A 17837-nucleotide genomic window follows, 5' to 3' on the forward strand; every position below is an offset into this window, starting at 1 on the left:
ACATGGCAAGGGTCGCACGATTATTGAGATATATCAATCGCAGATTGGTTCAGCTCTCTTGGTTGACATCGGGGCATTGCCCTCTTATGGTCGCCCGACTAGCCCGCACTTGCTTGCCAAATTGCTCGTCGGTCACGATTGGTGCGACGGTCTCGATCGCTGTCCTAAACGGCGCTCACATGGCCACTCGCGACCGGCTATCGGTCCGAGTCGCAACGGGCATCGGCCTCGGATACTGCGAACGTTCCCCCTGCAGGAGCCGCGCGAATTCGTCCTCACAAGGCTAACGCAACGCCCAACAAGTTTCGGCTACGATCTGGCCGGACGCTTCGCGGTCGGAATGTACGAAGATCGGGCGGCGCCACCCGGCAAGAGCTCTATAATTGGTACAACCCTCTGTCGTGCCTAAGAGGAGGCCGGACATGCCGAAGATCACCCTTCCGAGACTGACGCGCGTGGAGGCTGAGCAGATATCAACGAGCATTGGAACGAAGACCTGCAGGTGCGTCGAGCCTGCGAGCGCCTCGGCCGACATGAGAGACCAGCTTCAGTAGATCGTTCGAGACGAACATTCCGCAGGTCATAGCCAAGATGAACAAGTTCTATCTTGAGCACCAAGAAAGTCTGCGTGCTTCTCCATCGCCGTCCTAGTTGTGTCCGGGATCGAGGACTTCGACTAGGAGGAGATCGCCGCGCCGTACAGACTTATCGGGTGTCGCACGCAGAATGCCGACCTGCTTTTACCTGCAATCTGATTAGTATGTCCGCGGAAGGACCGGATGGAGCCACACTCCTGCGAGTGCTTCGAAGATGGTCCCCCGCAGTTCAAAAAAGCACGCCTGCTCGGAAAGCTTCTGACGGAATGTGTGGCATCGCATGCCCTCACTGGCCCGGAACCTGAAAAAGAGGCCGCTGCTGGACTTCTCCAACAGCGGCTTAAGTCGAGGGAGGAAGCAGACAAGCCCGGTCTGCCAGCGGATCCGGCGTGCGCTCACATGTAGACCGGGTTCAAATCACGTGTAAGATCGGCGAATGATACGATGAGTAAAATCGGGTATAATGCGTTGAAAGTGACAGGCGTCGGGAAACTTGCCAGTCTTCTGCCCGTCGGCCGTAAAGGTGCGCCGTTGGAAATCTACGCACCATCTTTGCGCAGCCTTCCGAAGGGCTCCATACTCGTGATGGCTACCTTGCCCATTATCGATTGGAATGACTGTCTGCTGCGCGGCTTGCAAAACGTTTCCGAGATAACGCGCGCCCACACGTACGCGGCCATCATGATGATCGATCCGTTCGCGTGTTGGGAGGACGTTGCCGAAGCGTTGAAAAAAGCTGGGGTCAGCGGAGTAGTAAAGTTCCCACCAGCCTCCATGATTGAGCGATCTGCGGCTGGCGAACCGGTCGATTCCGGCCAGGAGCTCGAACTTCGGCGCCTGGAATGGTTTGCTAGCCTGGGGTTTAAGATCTTGTTCGCCGCTGCCGATGATGCTGCGATGATATCGGCAGAGAGACGACTTGGTCCGCATCTCCATGGCATTGTCTACTTGCCGGAAACGGCTCTCGCGCTGAGGATTTGCGACGAGATGGAATTGGCCAGGCTTGACCAACAGGGGTCGTCGATCCCGAAGTTCGGGCTCTTAGACGTGACAGCTTCAAGGCGGCCGGTGGGCAAAAACAAGAGGGCAACTGCTACTCCAAGATCCTCAGCCCCTTGATCTTGTTGTACAGAGTTTTTCTTGAAAGCCCCAGATACCGGGCAGTCTTCCCTCGATGCAGCTTGTTTCGTTTCAAGCCCTCGATGATCCACTCGCGTTCGGAGAACGCGCTTGTCGGCTTCAGAGGTGATGACGCCGTCAAGAGTGGCCTCAGGACATCAGCCGTAATGTGCGTTTGTTGCAACGTCACCAGCTGATTCACGATCTGGCGTAGTTCTCTCAAATTGCCCGGCCAGTTGTGGCCTGCGAGCGCCAAGAACGCAGAATTTTCTATACCGAGCGTCTGGGCATTCGAATCTCCTTTAGCCTCCACCGTGAAATGCTGAACAAGTTGCGGAAGGTCCTCGAGACGATCGGGCAGCGGGGGTAACCCAATATCTAGCCCGGCAAATAGCGCAACAAGCCGAGGGCATAGTACAGCGTTAAGAGCCCCCCCGCGAGCAACGGTTGCAGTTGCAATGATCCGTGCAGAGGAACGTGCCAGTGCTACGCTATTCAGCGGCGTGAAACTGCCGGTTTCCAGATAGTCGGCAAGACGCTCTTGCCCGTCCCGGGACAATTGATCGACATGCATGAGCAGGATCGTAGAATCCGTTGCGGTTTCCAGGAGCGACACTTGGCGTCGCCTGGTCTCAGTCTGCCCGGCGCCGAACAGGACGCCGACCGTATCGATGGCTGGGCCGGGCCGACATTGAAACAGCGCAGGCTTGGTCAGTTTCTTGTCGCTGAAGGCGTGGACCAGACTGGCTATTCGTCGCTTTCCTGACCCCGCCTCGCCCCACACCAGCACAGGACTGGGATGGCCTGCCAAGCGCCTTGCGGTCTCGAGCACGCGCTTCATGATTGAGGATTGCGCGATCACACCGTGCCTGAATCCGCTCAGTTGGAGCTGACGCTCGAGAAGATCGACCTTCTCCCGCAACAAGTGAATGGTCTTGAAGCCTGAAGTCACCTCAAGGACCGACATTTCCAACGGGACGCGGTCGAGCGACGAGCCGCCGATGAAGCCCTGAACGCCTGTTTCGCGGCAGATATCGAGGAGTTCGTCAGGCTTCGTAATTGGCCCGCCCCCCATCAGGCAGATCGTGTTCCTGTCGATGGATTGAGCGACGCGAGCAACAGCGCTTGTGCGCGCGGCGAGCTCGGACAGGCTGATCGTGGGGTCGCATCCGCTTTCGATCGGCCGGTTGAGATTGAAATTGATGCAGATGGCCTCGACGCCGGCTTCGACCATGCGCCTTGCCTCGGGCTGGGTGCGCGTATAGCCGATTGCCATCAGGCCGTGTTGTGCAGCTTTGACCAGGAGTTCGATTTCCCGCTCGTAGCCAAGGCCGGACTTTTCCAGCAGAGATCTTCTGTAGTCATCGATGTGGATCACGGAAGGAAAGTTGGTGACCCCGGAAAAGCCCCAGCTGATGATGCGCTCGAGAAAGCGGTCGATGTCGAGCTTTGGATCGAAGGTACAGGCCCCGAAAAAGACTGGCAATTTCGTTGAAGGCAGGATCTCGGTCCGACCGAAGCCAGCCACGAATTCGTTGCTGTTGCGGATCGGAAGAATTGAAGCAGGTGAAGAGCCACCCATTGCGCGAAACCGGCCAGCATTGAGCGCAAGCACAAAATCCGCGCCCGCCCGCTCGGCAGCTCTGGCGGCCATGCCTGATCCGATCCCCGCCCCGAGTACAAAAGAACGAGAGTTCCGGAAGAACCGCCTGATCCCGCCGCCCTTGACCTGGTCCACCCGCGTGTGCATGCCGTCCCGCCTCCTGCAGGGCAGGTCGGAAGGCTAGCTCCAATTTGCCGGCGCATGCAACCGTCGCAACGCATTTCCGTTCATCATGAAGAGGTGGCAGTCCGCCGGCGAAGCCGCAAGACGAACCTTGCCGGACCTACTGGGCGCCGCCGCGTTCGGTGCCTTGGCAACCATCGATTCTCTGCCAGCATTGCCGTAGATGTAGGTGACGCTGCCAAGATGCTCGACGAAATCGACGTCGATCTCGATCCCAATATCAGTCTTCTCCGCCGCGGATGGAGAGAAATCATCGGGGCGAATTCCGACCGTGATCGGCTTGCCGACAAGCGACTGGTTCGGCTGGACGGGGACGAGGATTGTCGCGCCTGCATCGAGCTTGACGCCCATGCCCGTCGCGTGCGCTGATTCGATGTGGCCGCTGAGAAAGTTCATCTTAGGCGAGCCGATGAACCCGGCGACAAAGCGAGATGCCGGATTGTGATAGAGGTCGTGCGGACTGCCCACTTGCTCGATGTTGCCGTCCTTGAGTACGACGATCTTGTCGGCCATTGTCATTGCCTCGACCTGATCGTGGGTCACGTAGATCATGGTGTTGCCAAGCTGCTTGTGTAACTTGGCAATCTGCACCCGCATCTGCACCCGCAACTCAGTATCGAGATTCGACAGCGGCTCGTCGAACAGGAACACTTTGGGTTCGCGTACAATGGCACGCCCAATAGCCACGCGTTGCCTTTGTCCGCCTGACAGTTGCCGAGGCTTGCGTCCCAGCAGATGATCGATCTGCAAGAGTGATGCGGTCTCGGTGACCCTGGCCTCAATCCCGGCCTTCGGAACGTTGGCCATACGCAGGGGGAAGGCAAGGTTCTCGCGCACGGTCATGTGCGGATAGAGTGCGTAGCTCTGAAACACCATGCCGATGTTTCGGTCGGCGGCATCAACGTCATTGACGACTTCATTGTCGATCAAGAGCCGCCCGCCGCTGATACGCTCGAGCCCTCCGATCATTCGGAGCAGTGTCGACTTGCCTGAACCCGATGGTCCAACGAACACGACGAATTCGCCATGTTCAATGATCAGGTCGACATTCCGCAGGATTTGGATCGTCCCATAGGCCTTATTGATACCTTCCAGGCGAACATCGGCCATCACGCTCTCCTCGGTCGCTGGCTTCCAATGGTGGCTCGGGCTATCCCAACCTCAGACAGGCTGGACACGATGAAATCGGGCGATACCAGTGAGGGATCATCTCGGGGCGGCACGCCGGTCGTGACCAGCACGGTCGGAAGCCCTGCTCTCTTGCCAGCCTGAATATCAGTCTGAATCTGGTCTCCGATCATCAAGGTGGCGCTGCGTACCGTGCCCAGGCGGGAAAGTGCAGTCTCGATCATATGCGGCTCCGGCTTACCAACAATCAAAGGCTCCACTTTCGTGGCGGCAGCCACGGCGGCGATCGTAGCTCCTGCCCCGGGCTCGAATCCACCTGCGGTCGGCAACAGGAGGTCGGGGTTGGTGCCAATAAAGGCTGCTCCATTTAGGATCGCGTCGACCGCAATCCGCAGCTTCTCATGCGTAATTTGTCGATCGAGCCCCATGACCACGGCGTCGGGCTTTCGATCCGTCACCTCGAGCCCCGCGTCTGTCATGGCTTTCGTAAGGGATGGCGCGCCGATGACGAAAATACGCCCAAACTCCGGGTATGTAGCGCGGATGAGCTCGGCGGCGGTGATGGCGCTGGTGACCACGTCCTTCGGCGCAATAACAAGCCCAAGGCCTTCCAGTTTGCTGACGACATCTGCTGGCGTGTGCGTCGAGTTGTTCGTCACGAAGCAGATGGGCAATCCGGCTGCCTGCCACCGTCCAAATGCCTCCACGGAATCGACGATAGCCGCGTTGCCGCGGTAGACGACGCCGTCGAGATCCGAAATGATACCGTCCACTGGCGGCCAAATGGGGGGAGAAGCGACACTAGCCATTCATCAGCATCCCGCCATTCACGTGTACGATCTGCCCGGTCATGTAGGAAGCTGCAGGACTTGCAAGAAAAACAGCAAGACCTGCGATATCCTCCGGCACGCCGACCCGTCCGAGCGGGATACGGCCCCCGTGACGTGCCTCGGTTTCCTCGCGCGGGCGCCCATGCATCGGTGTATCGATGATCCCGGGCGCAATGGCATTCACATTGATCTTGTGTGGGGCACATTCATAGGCGAGCAGCTTGGTGAGGTCGTGAACAATTGCTTTCGACAAACAATAGTCGGCGCCGCCCGCCTGGTAGTTAAAGACTGCACCTTGGGACGATAGCGAGGATCCGATATTGACGATCCGGCCCCCTTTGTCCTTCATGAAGCGCTCGATCGCGAGCTTTGAGCAGCGCAGGACCGCGACCGAGTTGATCTGTATGGTCCGCTCGATTTTGTCCGCATCGCCATTCAGGAGCGGTTGGGCAGATTTGACGCCCGCATTGTTAACCAGCACATCGAGCCGGCCAAAGTGCTTGGCGACCGCGTCCAGAACCCTGTTAACATCGTCCTCGCTTGCGACATCCATCGCCATCGGTAGTACGCCATTGCCATGGGGCAGGCTTGCCAGAGTGCTCCTGAGAGTTTCCAGGTTGGCATCGGTGGCAAGGACATTCGCTCCACCAGATCGAAACGCATTCACGATGGCAGACCCGATGCCGCCCCCGGCACCGGTCACGAGCACCGTTCTGTTTGAAACTGAGAACTGTTCGGTCATTCCAACTCCAGGATCGTTTGGGATTTCAGAAACTCGTCAACGGTCTCGGCGCTCGGCATGGAGCTTTGCGCGCCGCGTCTAGTCACACAGAGCGCGGCTACCGCCAGCGCTTTCCTAACTGCTTCTCTCAAGGGCAGCCGTTCGGCCAGTGATGCGGCGAATGCTCCGTTGAAGGCATCGCCTGCGGCGGTAGTATCGACCGCTCTCACGGGAAAGGCTCGCAGGGCAAAAGAGCGGGTCTTATCAGCATAATAGGCGCCCTGTGCCCCGAGGGTGATCAGCGCGGCACCTGGCCCGAGATCAAGAAGCTTGGACGCAGCGTGGGCGGCACCTTTAAAGTCGTCGACCTCGATACCTGTCAGCTCAAACGCCTCTGTCTGGTTCGGTGTGACGAAATCGACACAGCTCCACGCTGTCGACGGAAGCCCGGACCTCACTGGCGCCGGATTGAAGATCAGCTCGAATCCCTTGTCCCGCTTCAGCTCGAAGAGCCTGTTGAGCGCTCCGACCGGCATACCCATTTCGGCGACCACGATCGCATTGTGCTGAATGAATTCCGCGGCGTTCTCAATCATCTGTGGCGTGACGTTTAGGTTGGCGCCGGGATCTATGACAATCATGTTAGTGCCGTCGTCACCGACCATGACCAGAGCCGAGCCGGAGACTTCGCCCGGCGCGATTTTGATCGCGTCGGCGCAAACGCCGGCCTCTGTCAGGGACTGCAGGAGCCAATGACCCGCATCATCATCGCCAAGGCGCGTGTAAAAGTGCGGTCTCAAGCCAAGCCGAGCCGCGGCCACAGCCTGATTGGCGCCTTTCCCTCCAGGGTGACGGGTCAGCGTTCCCATCAGGCTTTCACCTGGCGTTGGCAGCCGCTCGACATTGAAGCAGAGATCGAGGTTTGTCGTTCCGAAGAACATCAACGGCCTGGCACTCATTTTACAGCACCAAAGGTAAGGCCACGCTCCAGGTGGCGCTGGCCGATGACGATCAGGATCACGGGAATGATCATCGTCACGACCAATCCTGCCGCCATGACGGGATAGAATTGCACGCCCGGGTTTAGCAGCTTGAGCAGAGCGACGGTTACCGGCGCCTTGGTCGAAGAGAGGATCAGGCCGAGGGCAAAATTGTGCCACGCGAGCAGGAAGATGAGCAGAGAGGCCCCTATCAGACCGGGTTTCAAAAGCGGCAGCACGATGTGCAACACGACCCTGACCGGCTTGGCGCCATCCATGGCAGCCGCCTCTTCGATGTCCTTTGGGATATCTTCGATATAGGAGCGGCTCAGCCAAACGATCATCGGCAGTGTGACGACCTGGTAGACCCAGATCATGCCGATATAGGTGTCATACAGGCCAATCGTCTGGAAAACGCTGAACAGGGGGATGACGACCAGTAGGACCGGGGCAAAGCGGAAGCCCAGAATGAAGAAGGCAATGTCTTCTTTGAGGGGAATGTCCCGCCTTGCCAGCACGTAGCCGGCAGGGACCCCCACGAGCAGGGACACGAAGACAGAGCCAAGCGCTATGACGACGCTGTTCGTGATCGGGGTCAGGAAATCGATCTTGATAGTGCCGTAGCTGGTTGCTCCGGCTTGGGCGACGTCAAACAAGACGCGAAAGTTTTCCAATGTCGGCGAGAACAAGAAGGTCGGCGGCCAGGTCATGACCTCTGCCTGCTGCTTGAGCGACATCATCACGATCCAGACAAGCGGGAAGGCGAGAATCAATGCGCAAATGCCGACGAGCAGGTTCAGGATCAAATTGACGGAGGCGGCGCGTTTCAGTCGCATACGTTGGCCCTCAGCTGACGCGCTGCCGCACGACGCGCCACAGCTTGACCATGGCGAACGTTCCCACCAGCACAATCATCCAGTTGACGACCATGAGGGCTGCACCACGCCCGAAGGCGAGATTCTGGAATGCGATAATGTAGGCACGCACGGAAAGAACGGAGGTGCTATCTCCAGGCCCGCCTTGGGTAGTGCCAAAAATGATGTCGAACTGATTGAGCGATTCGATCAGCCGAAACACCGCGGCGATCAGAATGTAGGGAGCGATCAGCGGCAACTCGATATGCACAAAGGTTGCCCACCCTTTTGCGCCATTGACACGCGCGGCCTCCCTCACTTCTTCATTGATACCCTGAAGGCCTGCGAAAATGATCAGCGCAAAGAATGGCGTGTAGGTCCAGACGTCAATCAGGACGAGCGAGAACATTGCGGTGTTGGGATCTGAAATCCATGCAAAGCGGGCGATTCCTGCAAGCGAGAGCAGATAGTTAAGGATCCCGCTTTGCGGGTCCATCATCGTCGTCCACATGAGCGCTACGCTCATCGGAGGCAGCACGAGGGGCAAGAGGATGACCGGCCGCATCAGCCGTGCAACGATGACTTCGGTCGCGAACAATTGTGCAAGTGCAAGACCGAAGGCAGCCTCCGCAACCACCGCCGATCCGGCGTAGACAAGAGTGGCCCGAATGCTGTTCCAGAAATCATCCGACTTGATCAGCGCTGCATAGTTGTTGAGGCCGACGAAGTGGACCAGCGGCCGACCGAACTTGAGATCCGTCAGCGACTGAAAGACGCCATAGAAGAACAGAAAAAGAAAGCCGAGCAATATGGTGATCGCTGGCGCTATGGCTGCGATGCTCCACCAGTCAAGATGCGACTGCTCGGCGCGCGCGACCGCCTTATCGTTTGACGCAACAAGTGGGCTAGCTGAAGACTGCAGCGTCACGAGCCCGTCGGATCCTCGAAGGTCCATCTCGGTCTATCTCTAAAATGCATGGGGCGGCGATGAGCTCGCCGCCCCATTTGTTTCACATTGACGAACGGATTTCCGAGGCAAGGGCGGCCAGCGTCGCCTTCACGTCGGCTCCGTTGACCATTTTCTGCATGGCTACGGCCCATGCGTTCATTGCTTCGGCAAAGCCGACGCGGGCTGTGAAGGCGAGTTGCGCCCGTTCCTGCACGGTTTTAAACGTGTCTACGAAATTGTTGAACTCTGGCTTTGCCGCATAGTCGAGCCAGGCCTTGTCGCTCCAGGTCGAGGCGCGCGGAGAGTTGACGAGCTTGCCGGCGATGGCGCCGTTCAGCTCGACTTGCTTCGATGTCGCCCATTGGATGAACAGCCAGGCGGCTCCTTTTTTCTGGGACGCAGCGTTCATCGCAAGCGACCAGATCCAGATATTCGACTCGAAGTTCTTGCTAGTCGGAGCGTGCAATGGGGGTGCGAACGCGATTTTGCCGGACGCGGGCTTGCCAGCCACGTCGTTCCAAAACCCGAACATATTAGAATCAATCGCCATCGCGGTGCGCCCTGAATTGATGCCATCAACGACCTGGTACCAGTTGTCATTGGCAAAGGACGGCGCCGCGCATTTCTTGATCATGTCCACATAGTCTTTGTGGAAGGCGATCGACTCGGGCGAATCCAGCCCTGTCTCCAACTTGCCTTCCTGGACGACGAAATCATGCACGCCATAGGACCTGGCAATCGAGATGGCAGCTGTGTGGATGCTGCTCCAAAAGCGCACGCCGCGCACGCCCAAAGGGGTGATGGCGGGATCCGCAGCCTTCAGCTTATCGCAGGCGGCGGACATCTCTGGCGGGGTCGTTGGGACCCCGATGCCGTATTTGGCAAGTATGTCCTTACGGTAGAACAGCTGGATGTTCTCAAAGCCATGCGGGATCGCCCACACCTGCCCGCTTCCCGGCTCGATTTGGCCTTCCTTGACTTTCCAGGTCAGCGCATCCCGCAATGCAGGGAAGAAATCCTTGTAGTCGTAGCCCGCGGCCGTGAGCTTAGCGTCGTTCAGATACTGATCGAGCGGCTCGAGCAACTGGCCCGGTGCGAGATCCCAGGCCGGTTGAATGCCCGTGCCCACCACGTCCCAGCTGCGGGATTTTGTACTGAGCTGGATGGTCAGCTTATTCCAATAGGCATCGTCGGGATAGAGTTCGGGCGTCACCTTGATGCCGGTGAGTTTCTCGAATTCCGGCAACTGGGCCGCGACCGCGTCGGCATACGGATGAATGTCGTAGGCCCAGACGATCGACGTGCCTTCGAACTGGCGCCAGTTGATGTCGTCCGCCTTAGCTTGGGAAAACGCCATGGCCGTTCCGGCCAAAAGCGTGGAGCAGATGAGAGCTTTTTTTGCAAAACTAGCCGTATGGCCGCGCAAAGCGGCGAGCGTCCTTGGCATGATTCCCTCCGATGGGCTCTTTGGCCCGCAAACCACGCGCCCCCTCCTCTTCAAGCGGCCGCGGCGTTGCCGAGGCTAATCTTCGCGCATCCAACGAAAGCGGCCTTTGAGGCTCGGATTGGGTAAGGTTGGGTAAGTCAAAAAGTCGGGCGATTGGGAAAGTATCAATTGGAAGAAGCGGAGTTTGGAATGGGCCCCGGTTGACGCCACAGCCTGGCGAGCGCTGTGATGGCTGCGTTTATACCCCAGTTCGAGACGAACAGCACTAAGGCGCACAGGGCGCGCATCGGGATCGGTGCTCCGTTGCCGTATACGATATACGGCTTCTGGAGCGCGATCCAAGCGGCGATATGATGGGCGTTAGTGCAGCCAAGTGGTATGGGCGCAGCAATATTCGCGTTGAAGCGGTCGCCGCGCTGCACGGCAATCGTGTCAGGAGAAAGCGCTCAAATGAGTCTGCACCTACTCCATCCCGTCACAGGTGGAGAAGTCGTGAGATGCCCGGACAGATCGTCGTGCATGGCAATCAGCAAGCAACATAGACTCTAGAGAAGCTTGTGCGGCTTGGACCGCCCGCATACTCGCCTTCAATGAGCCGGCTCAACCATATCAGGAGGGGTCTCGTCTATTGGTTGAGACGGATCCTCCGATCCGTTTGCAAGCAAGAGGTATCAGCAGCCCCGATGGGATTGGCGGGACATCGGTCTCGGCGGGCAGTCTATTGGTCCCCAATCCACGCTAAACCTAACCGAAAGTACTGGCGCATTCATGCGACCTCTCCGCTGACGAGGCTCGAGGAGCGATCGGTTGCGACTGGTCGGACGAGGCGAGGTACCGCAGCAATCAGACGCTTGGTATAGTCCGCCCGTGGATTGAGGAAAACCTCATCCGTATCGCCACTCTCGACGACACGTCCATGGCGCATGACCATGACACGGTCGCTGAGATGGCGAATCACGCCGAGATCGTGCGAGATGAAGAGATAGCTCATACCGAGCTGCGCCTTGAGATCCCCGAGCAGATCGAGCACCTGCGCCTGGATCGAGACGTCCAGAGCGGAAACCGGTTCATCGCAGACGATCACAGCTGGCTTTGGCGCGATCGCACGCGCGATCGCGACGCGTTGGCGCTGGCCGCCCGAGAGCTCCAGTGGCCGGCGATCCAGGAATGCTGGCGATAGGCCCACCGACTCGAGCAGCTCAATAATGCGCAGGCGACGCTCCGACCCGGTGTCCACATCAAGGAGGCTGTCAGATATGATGCGGCCGACGGTCCAGCGTGGATCAAAGGAGCTGAGCGGATCTTGATAGATCACGGAGATCGAGCGGCGTCGCGCCCTACGCTTGCGTTCGGCGATTTCGCTCCACGCCTCTCCCTGGAACAGGACGGCTCCCTCGTCGGGAGTATCCAGAGCCATCGCCAGGCGGGCTGTGGTGGATTTACCTGATCCTGATTCCCCTACAAGGCCCAGTGTTTCGCCTGACCGAAGCTCGAAGGACACACCGTCAACCACCGTCCGCGGGACGCCATCAGGGCCGTTGAATCGCTTCACAAGATTGGTCGCACTGAGGATGATTGCAGTGGATTTAGGCGAGGGTTGTTGTTGCAGCGGGCTCAGAGACTTGGGTAGCCGTGCAATCGCCGTGGACGACAAACGGGAGCCGCGGGGACGTCCCGAGGGTACCGCGTTCAGGAGCTGCGAGGTGTAATCGTGTTGCGGGTCGCCGAAGATCTGCGCAGCTGGTCCACGCTCGACGACCTCGCCTTCGCGCATGACCAGAACATCATCCGCCATGCGCGAGACCACCGCCAGGTCATGGCTGATCAGGATCAGAGCCTTGCCCCGTGCCTTGGTTTCCTCCAGCAGCGCCAGCACCTGTGCCTGCACGGTCACGTCGAGCGCGGTGGTTGGCTCATCGGCGATCAAGAGGTCTGGATCGAGTGCGAGCGCCGACGCAATGAGGGCTCGCTGGCGTTGGCCACCGGACAATTGATGCGGCAGCTGCCGGGCTTTGATCTCAGGCTCAGGAACCCCAACGAGTTCGAGCAGCTCAACCACGCGGCGTTTGAGTTCCTCACGGGAGTGGACAGCACGATGGAGAAGGAGGCCCTCGCCGATTTCTCTGCCGACCTGACGGAGTGGATCGAGCGAGAGAAGGGCGTCCTGCAGCACGAAGCCGATCTTCTTGCCCCGGATGAGCCGCCATGAACGTTCATTGAGGTCAGTCAGGTCTGTCCCTGTGAAGTTCATCTCGTGCGCATGAACATGTGCGCCATGGCCCGCAAGCCCGACGAGAGCGCGCGCGGTTACGCTCTTGCCCGAGCCGGATTCGCCGACGATCGCGAGGCAACGCCCCGGTCGAAGCGAGAACGACACGCCACGCACGGCCGTGCCGCTTGGATCGTCGCGTCCGAATGACACGCGCAGCGAATCTACTTTGAGAAGACTTGGCTGAGGAGGCTGGGGAGGAAGAACATGCAACATGTCAGCCCTTTCCTTCGAGGCGGTTCTGCAGATAACGTCCGATCACCGTCACGCTGAGAGCAAAGATCACCACTGCCAGACCCGGCATGATCTCGAGCCACCACGCATAGATCACGTAGTTGCGGCCAGCATTCAGGAGCGCCCCCCATTCAGGGGCTGGAGGGGGAACACCGAGTCCCAGAAACGCAACGCCAGATGCCCAGATGATGGCCTGGCCGACGCCAAGCGTGATCATCGCGGTCAACGGGTTCATGGCATTCGGGAGGATGTGCCTTCGCACGATACGCCAATAAGGGTGTCCAAGCGCCTTGGCTGCCTCCACATATCCTGCGCCCTTAACAGACAGGACCTGCCCCCTGATCATCCGGGCATAACCCGGGGCCGTTCCGATCCCGACCGCGATGACCAACGTCAGCACAGTCGTGCCGAAAACGGCCACGAACAGAAGCGCAAGGAAAAGCACCGGTAGCGCGAAAAGTGCGTCGAGCAAACGGCTGAGAACATTATCGATGGCTCCGCCGCAAAGACCGGCGGCGAACCCCAGAACGAGTGCAATTGACACGCTCAACGCGGTCGCGCCAAGACCGATGGTCAGGGACTGCCCTGCCCCTTCAACAATGCGGGAGTATAAATCGCGACCGGACTGATCAGTCCCCAGCCAGTGGCTGGGCGACGGGGCCTGTAGTGAGGACGTCAGGTCAATCGCCAGCGGATCATGGGTCTGTAGCAGCCAGGGCGCGGCCGCCGCTGTTAAGAAGAAGGTAACGATGGTTATGGCCAAGCAAACCCGCAAAGGAATTGCCTGTGCCGTTGAAAGTGCTTCCTTCCAATAGTGAGATTTGAGGACGTCTGGTAGCGCGGCAGAGCAAGTCATGCCAATTTGATCCTTGGGTCAACGATACTGTAGGCGAAATCGACGGTCACGCTGACAATGACAAACAGGCCAGCGGAGACCAGAATGACGCCGGAGACGACGGGAACGTCGCGCGTGGATGTAGCGGCGACCAGGACGCCGCCAAGTCCCTGTCGGGCAAAGACGGCCTCAATTAAAACGGCACCGGACAGAAGCTTACCGAACGCCCAGCCTGACAAGGTGATTGCTGGCAAAGCTGCATGGCGCAGGACATGACGAAACCGCACGCCGAGATCGCCCATGCCTCGCGTTCGCGCCGAAGTTACAAAGGGCAACTCGAGCAAACGCGTGAACTCACTCGTAACGACTTGCCCGAAGAGCCCAGACAGTTCCAACGCCAGCGCCAGGGTTGGAAGAATGAGGCCGATCGCCGAATTGCCTCCCACCACAGGAAAGATGCGAAGCTGTACGGCAAAGAGGACGAGCAGAATGGTAGCTAGCCAGTAAGGCGGCACGGTCGCCAACAGAACCTGCATCCCGCTCAGCAGCTTCGCCCAGAAATTATCTCTCCCGGCTGCAAAAACTGTGGTCAGAATAGTGATCACCCACGCGGTTACGAGCGCGGCGACCGCAAGGAGGACGGTTGGCCCAATCTGTTCGGCAATGATGGCTGCCACTGGCCGATGCTGGTGGTAGGATTGGCCAAGGTCCCCCTGCAAAATCCCGGAGATGTATTTCGCGTATTGCAAGAAAATCGGCTGGTCGAAGCCATATTGTGCGTTGATTGCCGCAAGCTCTTGTCGAGGGGCCGCCCCTACATTGCCGCTGACGACACTGAGGATGATCTGGGCGCGGTCACCTGGCAGCAGACATTGGACAAGGAAGGTGAATGTTGCCGCAGCCCATACGGTCGCTGCGGCGGACAGGATGCGATGTGCGAACCACACGGCCTGTCTGCGGGCTGCGACTTTCACGGGGCGGATTTCTTGTCGAAATAGCTATCATAGAAGACCGGCTCGCCGACGGAGCCGCGGTCGAGCCAAATGTCCTTTAGATGTGCTTGCACAGCTAGAGTGACGTCAAGGACTGCGAACCCCACGACAGGAGCGTCAGCGACGATCTTGCGCTCTGCTTCCTGATAGAGCGCGGTTCGCTCAGCATTGTCGAAGTGTTTTTCGGCCTTCTGAATAATGTCCCACAGTGCCCGGTCCTGGTAGCGTGAGGGATTGAAGCGATTGAGCTCACCATTAAGGTCAGGCTTCCAGGAGATGCGGAAGATTTCAGCGCCGGGAGCAACCCAGTAGAGAAGGACGACCTCGTAATCGTTCGGACCGAGATTTTTCCCGGCGAAGAAATCGGCCTGGTTCGTTGGCTGAAGCCGCACGTCGAAGCCGGCAGCCTTTGCCTGCTGTTGGATCACCTGCACGGCCTGCTCACCGTCGGGCTTCAAGAACGAGCTCGAATAGGAGATGCGTACGACGAGCGGCTTGCCATGCTTGAGGCGAACGCCCCTGCTGTCACGCTCGGTCCAACCTGCCTGATCCAGGAGCTGATTGGCTTTGCCGACGTCATACCTGTATGACGGGGCAAGCTCGCTGATATATTCGGGCGAGCTTTGGCTTAGCGCGCCATTGCCTTCAAACGGCAAGGAGCCCAGGAACGAGGACTCGACCGCGGCTTTTCGGTCGGCGGCATAGGCAAACGCCTGGCGAACGAGCAGATCGTCAAAAGGCGAGCGAGCCGTATACAACGCCAAGCGCAGGGGCGTGCCACCCGTAATGTGCCGCAAGACAGTGAAGCGCGAGTTGGCATCTTTCCAAGCGACGGCTGGAACGTCGTAAGCTGCATCAGATTCCCCGGTTAGCAGAGAGCCATACCGAACGGTCTGATCGGGGAAGAACTTCCACTGGATCCCGTCAACGTAAGCCGGTCCCTGGTGCTTGGCTGTTGCCGGCGCGGAGTTGTAGTCGGGATTGCGGCGGAATATAACCTCTTTTCCCCGATTCCACTTCTGGACGATGAATGGACCCGATCCGACCGGGTTCTCGCAGTTCACCGCAAGTCCACGCTTGAGCGCCGTTGGCGACAGAATGCCCTGGGACGACTGGGCCAGAACATTGAGCAACGGCTGGAACGGCGCCTTTAGCGTTAGTCGAAGTGTCGCGGGCGCGATTGCCGCTGCCGATTCAAAGTTGTCGCTGAGGTAAGGAGCGGCCGTCGGATTGCGGAGGTCCGGATTGGTGCTGAGCCAGCCATTGATGTTGTCGGCAACTGCCTGTGCATCGAGCGGTGTCCCGTCGGTGAATTTCACGTTCGGCTTGATCTCAAACGTGTACACTTTCTTGTCGTCGGAGATGGTCCATGATGTGGCCAGCCATGGCACAATCTCCCCGTCCTTGGTCCGGGCGACTAGATTGTCGCTATATTGCCGCTGTAGATACCATTGCTGGACCCATCCTCCGAACAAGCAAGGCGGCTCCTGAAAGTGGCCATATCGAATAATGCCACCGCGCCTCGTACTATCGCTCGAATCGTCCTGAGCATAAGTGCTGGGCGCATAGGCGATCTGCGACAGCGTGGAGAGCGCGATTGCAATGGCTGCCGCCTTTTGCTTTCTGTAGGCGTGTGGCTGGCCCGCGAGAAACGCAGATGATTGTGTGTCGGACAGAGACATATCGAACTCCAAGCTATTGATAGTGAAACCGCGAGGCAGACGGGCGATCAGGCCGTCGCCCGCTCTTGCGACGGAACGCCCCCTGGGAGCGCAAGGCCAAAACGGTCACGCAAGGTTTCTTCCCGATACTCGGTGCGAAACAGTCCGCGGCGCTGCAGTATTGGAACGACATGATCGATGAAGGCGGGCGCACCATCCTCCAACACATCTGGGATGATGTTGAAGCCATCAACTGCGCCGGCGCGGTACCATGCCTCGATCGAATCGGCGATCTGTTCCGGTGCGCCCGCGATCACGCGATGGCCGAAACCTTGAACGCTGCTTATGATCTCTTCAACTGTCCGGCCTTGGCGTGCCAAGCTTTCGATGGTGCGGTGATGACCGACCGAAAATGGGACATCATTCGGATCGGGCAGCAGTTCCTCGGGAATGGGTTTGTCAAGGCTGAGCTTTTCGGGCGCCACATTGATGCCTCGCGCCAAAGCGACGAGCGCGCTGGGCAGATCGAGTAATTCGTCGATCGCTCTCTTGCGGCGATACGCCTCCTCTTCCGTGCCGCCAACGAAGGTGACCAGGCCCGGCAGTATGATCGGCGCCGTCCGCCGGCCGAGTTGATGCGACAGCGCACGCAGGCGTCCGGCCTCGCGCAGCGCTGTCTCCAGGTCGCCCGCAGCAGCGAACACCAGATCGGCGCTGCGCGCAGCGAGCCGCAATCCGTCGTCCGAGCCTCCCGCTTGAACGATGATCGGGTGCACTTGTCGCGAACCGGGGTGCGTGAGCGGACCGCGGACACTAAAAATATTGGTGTTAGGGTCGAGCAGTCGAAACTGGGGATTGGCGTAGATTCCAGATGTCTGATCCCCGACGATTGTTCCATCTCCCCAGCTCAGCCATAGCCCACGGACCGTTTCGACGAAGTCTTCGGCGCGCTTGTAGCGCTCCTCGCGACCGAGCTCGCGCCCACCGAAATTGCCGACCGTCGCGGGGCTGGAGGTCGTGACAGCATTCCAGGCGACGCGGCCGCCGCTAATGACATCAAGTGATTGGAAACGACGCGCCAGGTTGTACGGCTCATTGTACGTCGTCGATGCGGTTGCAATCAGTCCGATGTGCTTCGTCTCACGTGCGATTACGGTGAGAACAAGCGTAGGTTCAAGCCCGTTGACTGGCGGTCGGCGGGTAATATCCCAAGATATTGCCGGGGTATCTGCAAGAAACACCGCGTCGAGCAAGCCGCGCTCCGCCACCTTCGCTGCGCGAAGATAATGCTCGATGTCAAAGAAAGCGCTCGGATTGGTGCTCGGCCAACGCCATGCTGCGGCGTGTCCGCCCGCGCCGTGAAGATTAAGCCCAAGATGAAGCGTTCGGATTGCAGAAGACATGAATTCTCCAAGCGCGGGATGGCATGCGCAGTT

14 protein-coding genes are annotated in these 17837 nt (G+C 58.9%); 1 reads left to right on the top strand and 13 read right to left on the bottom strand.

Going from position 1 to position 17837, the window contains the following annotated elements; translation table 11 throughout:
- Positions 1 to 1040: 1040 nt before the first annotated feature.
- Complete coding sequence (locus ABIB00_RS20460; protein WP_354105611.1) at positions 1041 to 1715, top strand: hypothetical protein; 675 nt, start codon at positions 1041 to 1043, stop codon at positions 1713 to 1715.
- Here ABIB00_RS20460 and ABIB00_RS20465 read toward each other — a convergent pair.
- From ABIB00_RS20465 to ABIB00_RS20525, 13 genes are all read right to left on the bottom strand, one after another.
- Entirely contained in the window at positions 1690 to 3465 is a 1776-nt protein-coding gene (locus ABIB00_RS20465) for a phosphoenolpyruvate hydrolase family protein (protein ID WP_018457744.1), read from the bottom strand. The genes ABIB00_RS20460 and ABIB00_RS20465 overlap by 26 nt on opposite strands.
- 33 nt (positions 3466 to 3498) lie before the next feature.
- Complete coding sequence (locus ABIB00_RS20470; protein ID WP_354105612.1) at positions 3499 to 4611, bottom strand: ABC transporter ATP-binding protein; 1113 nt, start codon at positions 4609 to 4611, stop codon at positions 3499 to 3501.
- Entirely contained in the window at positions 4611 to 5438 is an 828-nt protein-coding gene (locus ABIB00_RS20475) for an HAD-IIA family hydrolase (protein WP_354105613.1), read from the bottom strand. Before ABIB00_RS20475 ends, ABIB00_RS20470 begins: the two co-directional genes overlap by 1 nt.
- Positions 5431 to 6201 (bottom strand): SDR family NAD(P)-dependent oxidoreductase, encoded by a 771-nt coding sequence (locus tag ABIB00_RS20480; protein ID WP_026233437.1) that lies wholly within the window; start codon positions 6199 to 6201, stop codon positions 5431 to 5433. Before ABIB00_RS20480 ends, ABIB00_RS20475 begins: the two co-directional genes overlap by 8 nt.
- The gene (locus ABIB00_RS20485) at positions 6198 to 7139 is read right to left on the bottom strand and encodes a ribokinase (protein WP_354105614.1); all 942 of its coding nucleotides are present in this window, start codon (positions 7137 to 7139) and stop codon (positions 6198 to 6200) included. Before ABIB00_RS20485 ends, ABIB00_RS20480 begins: the two co-directional genes overlap by 4 nt.
- Positions 7136 to 7996 (bottom strand): carbohydrate ABC transporter permease, encoded by an 861-nt coding sequence (locus tag ABIB00_RS20490; RefSeq protein ID WP_354105615.1) that lies wholly within the window; start codon positions 7994 to 7996, stop codon positions 7136 to 7138. Before ABIB00_RS20490 ends, ABIB00_RS20485 begins: the two co-directional genes overlap by 4 nt.
- A 10-nt stretch (positions 7997 to 8006) precedes the next feature.
- On the bottom strand, positions 8007 to 8942 hold the full coding sequence (locus ABIB00_RS20495; RefSeq protein ID WP_354105616.1) for a carbohydrate ABC transporter permease: 936 nt from the start codon (positions 8940 to 8942) through the stop codon (positions 8007 to 8009).
- 82 nt (positions 8943 to 9024) lie between these two features.
- A complete protein-coding gene (locus tag ABIB00_RS20500; protein ID WP_354105617.1) occupies positions 9025 to 10410 on the bottom strand; it encodes an extracellular solute-binding protein in 1386 nt (461 codons plus the stop codon).
- 766 nt (positions 10411 to 11176) lie between these two features.
- Positions 11177 to 12895: a dipeptide ABC transporter ATP-binding protein gene (locus tag ABIB00_RS20505; protein WP_354105618.1), complete on the bottom strand. Its 1719-nt coding sequence runs from the start codon at positions 12893 to 12895 to the stop codon at positions 11177 to 11179.
- 1 nt (position 12896) lies between these two features.
- A complete protein-coding gene (locus ABIB00_RS20510) occupies positions 12897 to 13676 on the bottom strand; it encodes an ABC transporter permease (protein ID WP_247774396.1) in 780 nt (259 codons plus the stop codon).
- 89 nt (positions 13677 to 13765) lie between these two features.
- Positions 13766 to 14722 carry an ABC transporter permease gene (locus tag ABIB00_RS20515; protein WP_354105619.1) on the bottom strand — a complete coding sequence of 319 codons (957 nt, stop codon included), beginning with the start codon at positions 14720 to 14722 and terminating at the stop codon, positions 13766 to 13768.
- Positions 14719 to 16422 carry an ABC transporter substrate-binding protein gene (locus ABIB00_RS20520; RefSeq protein ID WP_354105620.1) on the bottom strand — a complete coding sequence of 568 codons (1704 nt, stop codon included), beginning with the start codon at positions 16420 to 16422 and terminating at the stop codon, positions 14719 to 14721. The genes ABIB00_RS20515 and ABIB00_RS20520 overlap by 4 nt, the downstream gene beginning before the upstream one ends.
- Positions 16423 to 16469: 47 nt before the next feature.
- Positions 16470 to 17804 carry an NtaA/DmoA family FMN-dependent monooxygenase gene (locus ABIB00_RS20525; protein WP_354105621.1) on the bottom strand — a complete coding sequence of 445 codons (1335 nt, stop codon included), beginning with the start codon at positions 17802 to 17804 and terminating at the stop codon, positions 16470 to 16472.
- Positions 17805 to 17837: the final 33 nt, after the last annotated feature.

Source organism: Bradyrhizobium sp. LB14.3, assembly GCF_040547985.1.
Classification (GTDB): domain Bacteria; phylum Pseudomonadota; class Alphaproteobacteria; order Rhizobiales; family Xanthobacteraceae; genus Bradyrhizobium.

What these genes read in the sequence shown, in the direction of transcription:
- ABIB00_RS20505 (WP_354105618.1), bottom strand. Translation starts at nt 12,895, where the DNA reads ATGTTGCATGTTCTTCCTCCCCAGCCTCCTCAGCCAAGTCTTCTCAAA.
- ABIB00_RS20465 (WP_018457744.1), bottom strand. Translation starts at nt 3,465, where the DNA reads ATGCACACGCGGGTGGACCAGGTCAAGGGCGGCGGGATCAGGCGGTTC.
- ABIB00_RS20500 (WP_354105617.1), bottom strand. Translation starts at nt 10,410, where the DNA reads ATGCCAAGGACGCTCGCCGCTTTGCGCGGCCATACGGCTAGTTTTGCA.
- ABIB00_RS20520 (WP_354105620.1), bottom strand. Translation starts at nt 16,422, where the DNA reads ATGTCTCTGTCCGACACACAATCATCTGCGTTTCTCGCGGGCCAGCCA.
- ABIB00_RS20460 (WP_354105611.1), top strand. Translation starts at nt 1,041, where the DNA reads ATGAGTAAAATCGGGTATAATGCGTTGAAAGTGACAGGCGTCGGGAAA.
- ABIB00_RS20480 (WP_026233437.1), bottom strand. Translation starts at nt 6,201, where the DNA reads ATGACCGAACAGTTCTCAGTTTCAAACAGAACGGTGCTCGTGACCGGT.
- ABIB00_RS20475 (WP_354105613.1), bottom strand. Translation starts at nt 5,438, where the DNA reads ATGGCTAGTGTCGCTTCTCCCCCCATTTGGCCGCCAGTGGACGGTATC.
- ABIB00_RS20525 (WP_354105621.1), bottom strand. Translation starts at nt 17,804, where the DNA reads ATGTCTTCTGCAATCCGAACGCTTCATCTTGGGCTTAATCTTCACGGC.
- ABIB00_RS20490 (WP_354105615.1), bottom strand. Translation starts at nt 7,996, where the DNA reads ATGCGACTGAAACGCGCCGCCTCCGTCAATTTGATCCTGAACCTGCTC.
- ABIB00_RS20470 (WP_354105612.1), bottom strand. Translation starts at nt 4,611, where the DNA reads ATGGCCGATGTTCGCCTGGAAGGTATCAATAAGGCCTATGGGACGATC.
- ABIB00_RS20485 (WP_354105614.1), bottom strand. Translation starts at nt 7,139, where the DNA reads ATGAGTGCCAGGCCGTTGATGTTCTTCGGAACGACAAACCTCGATCTC.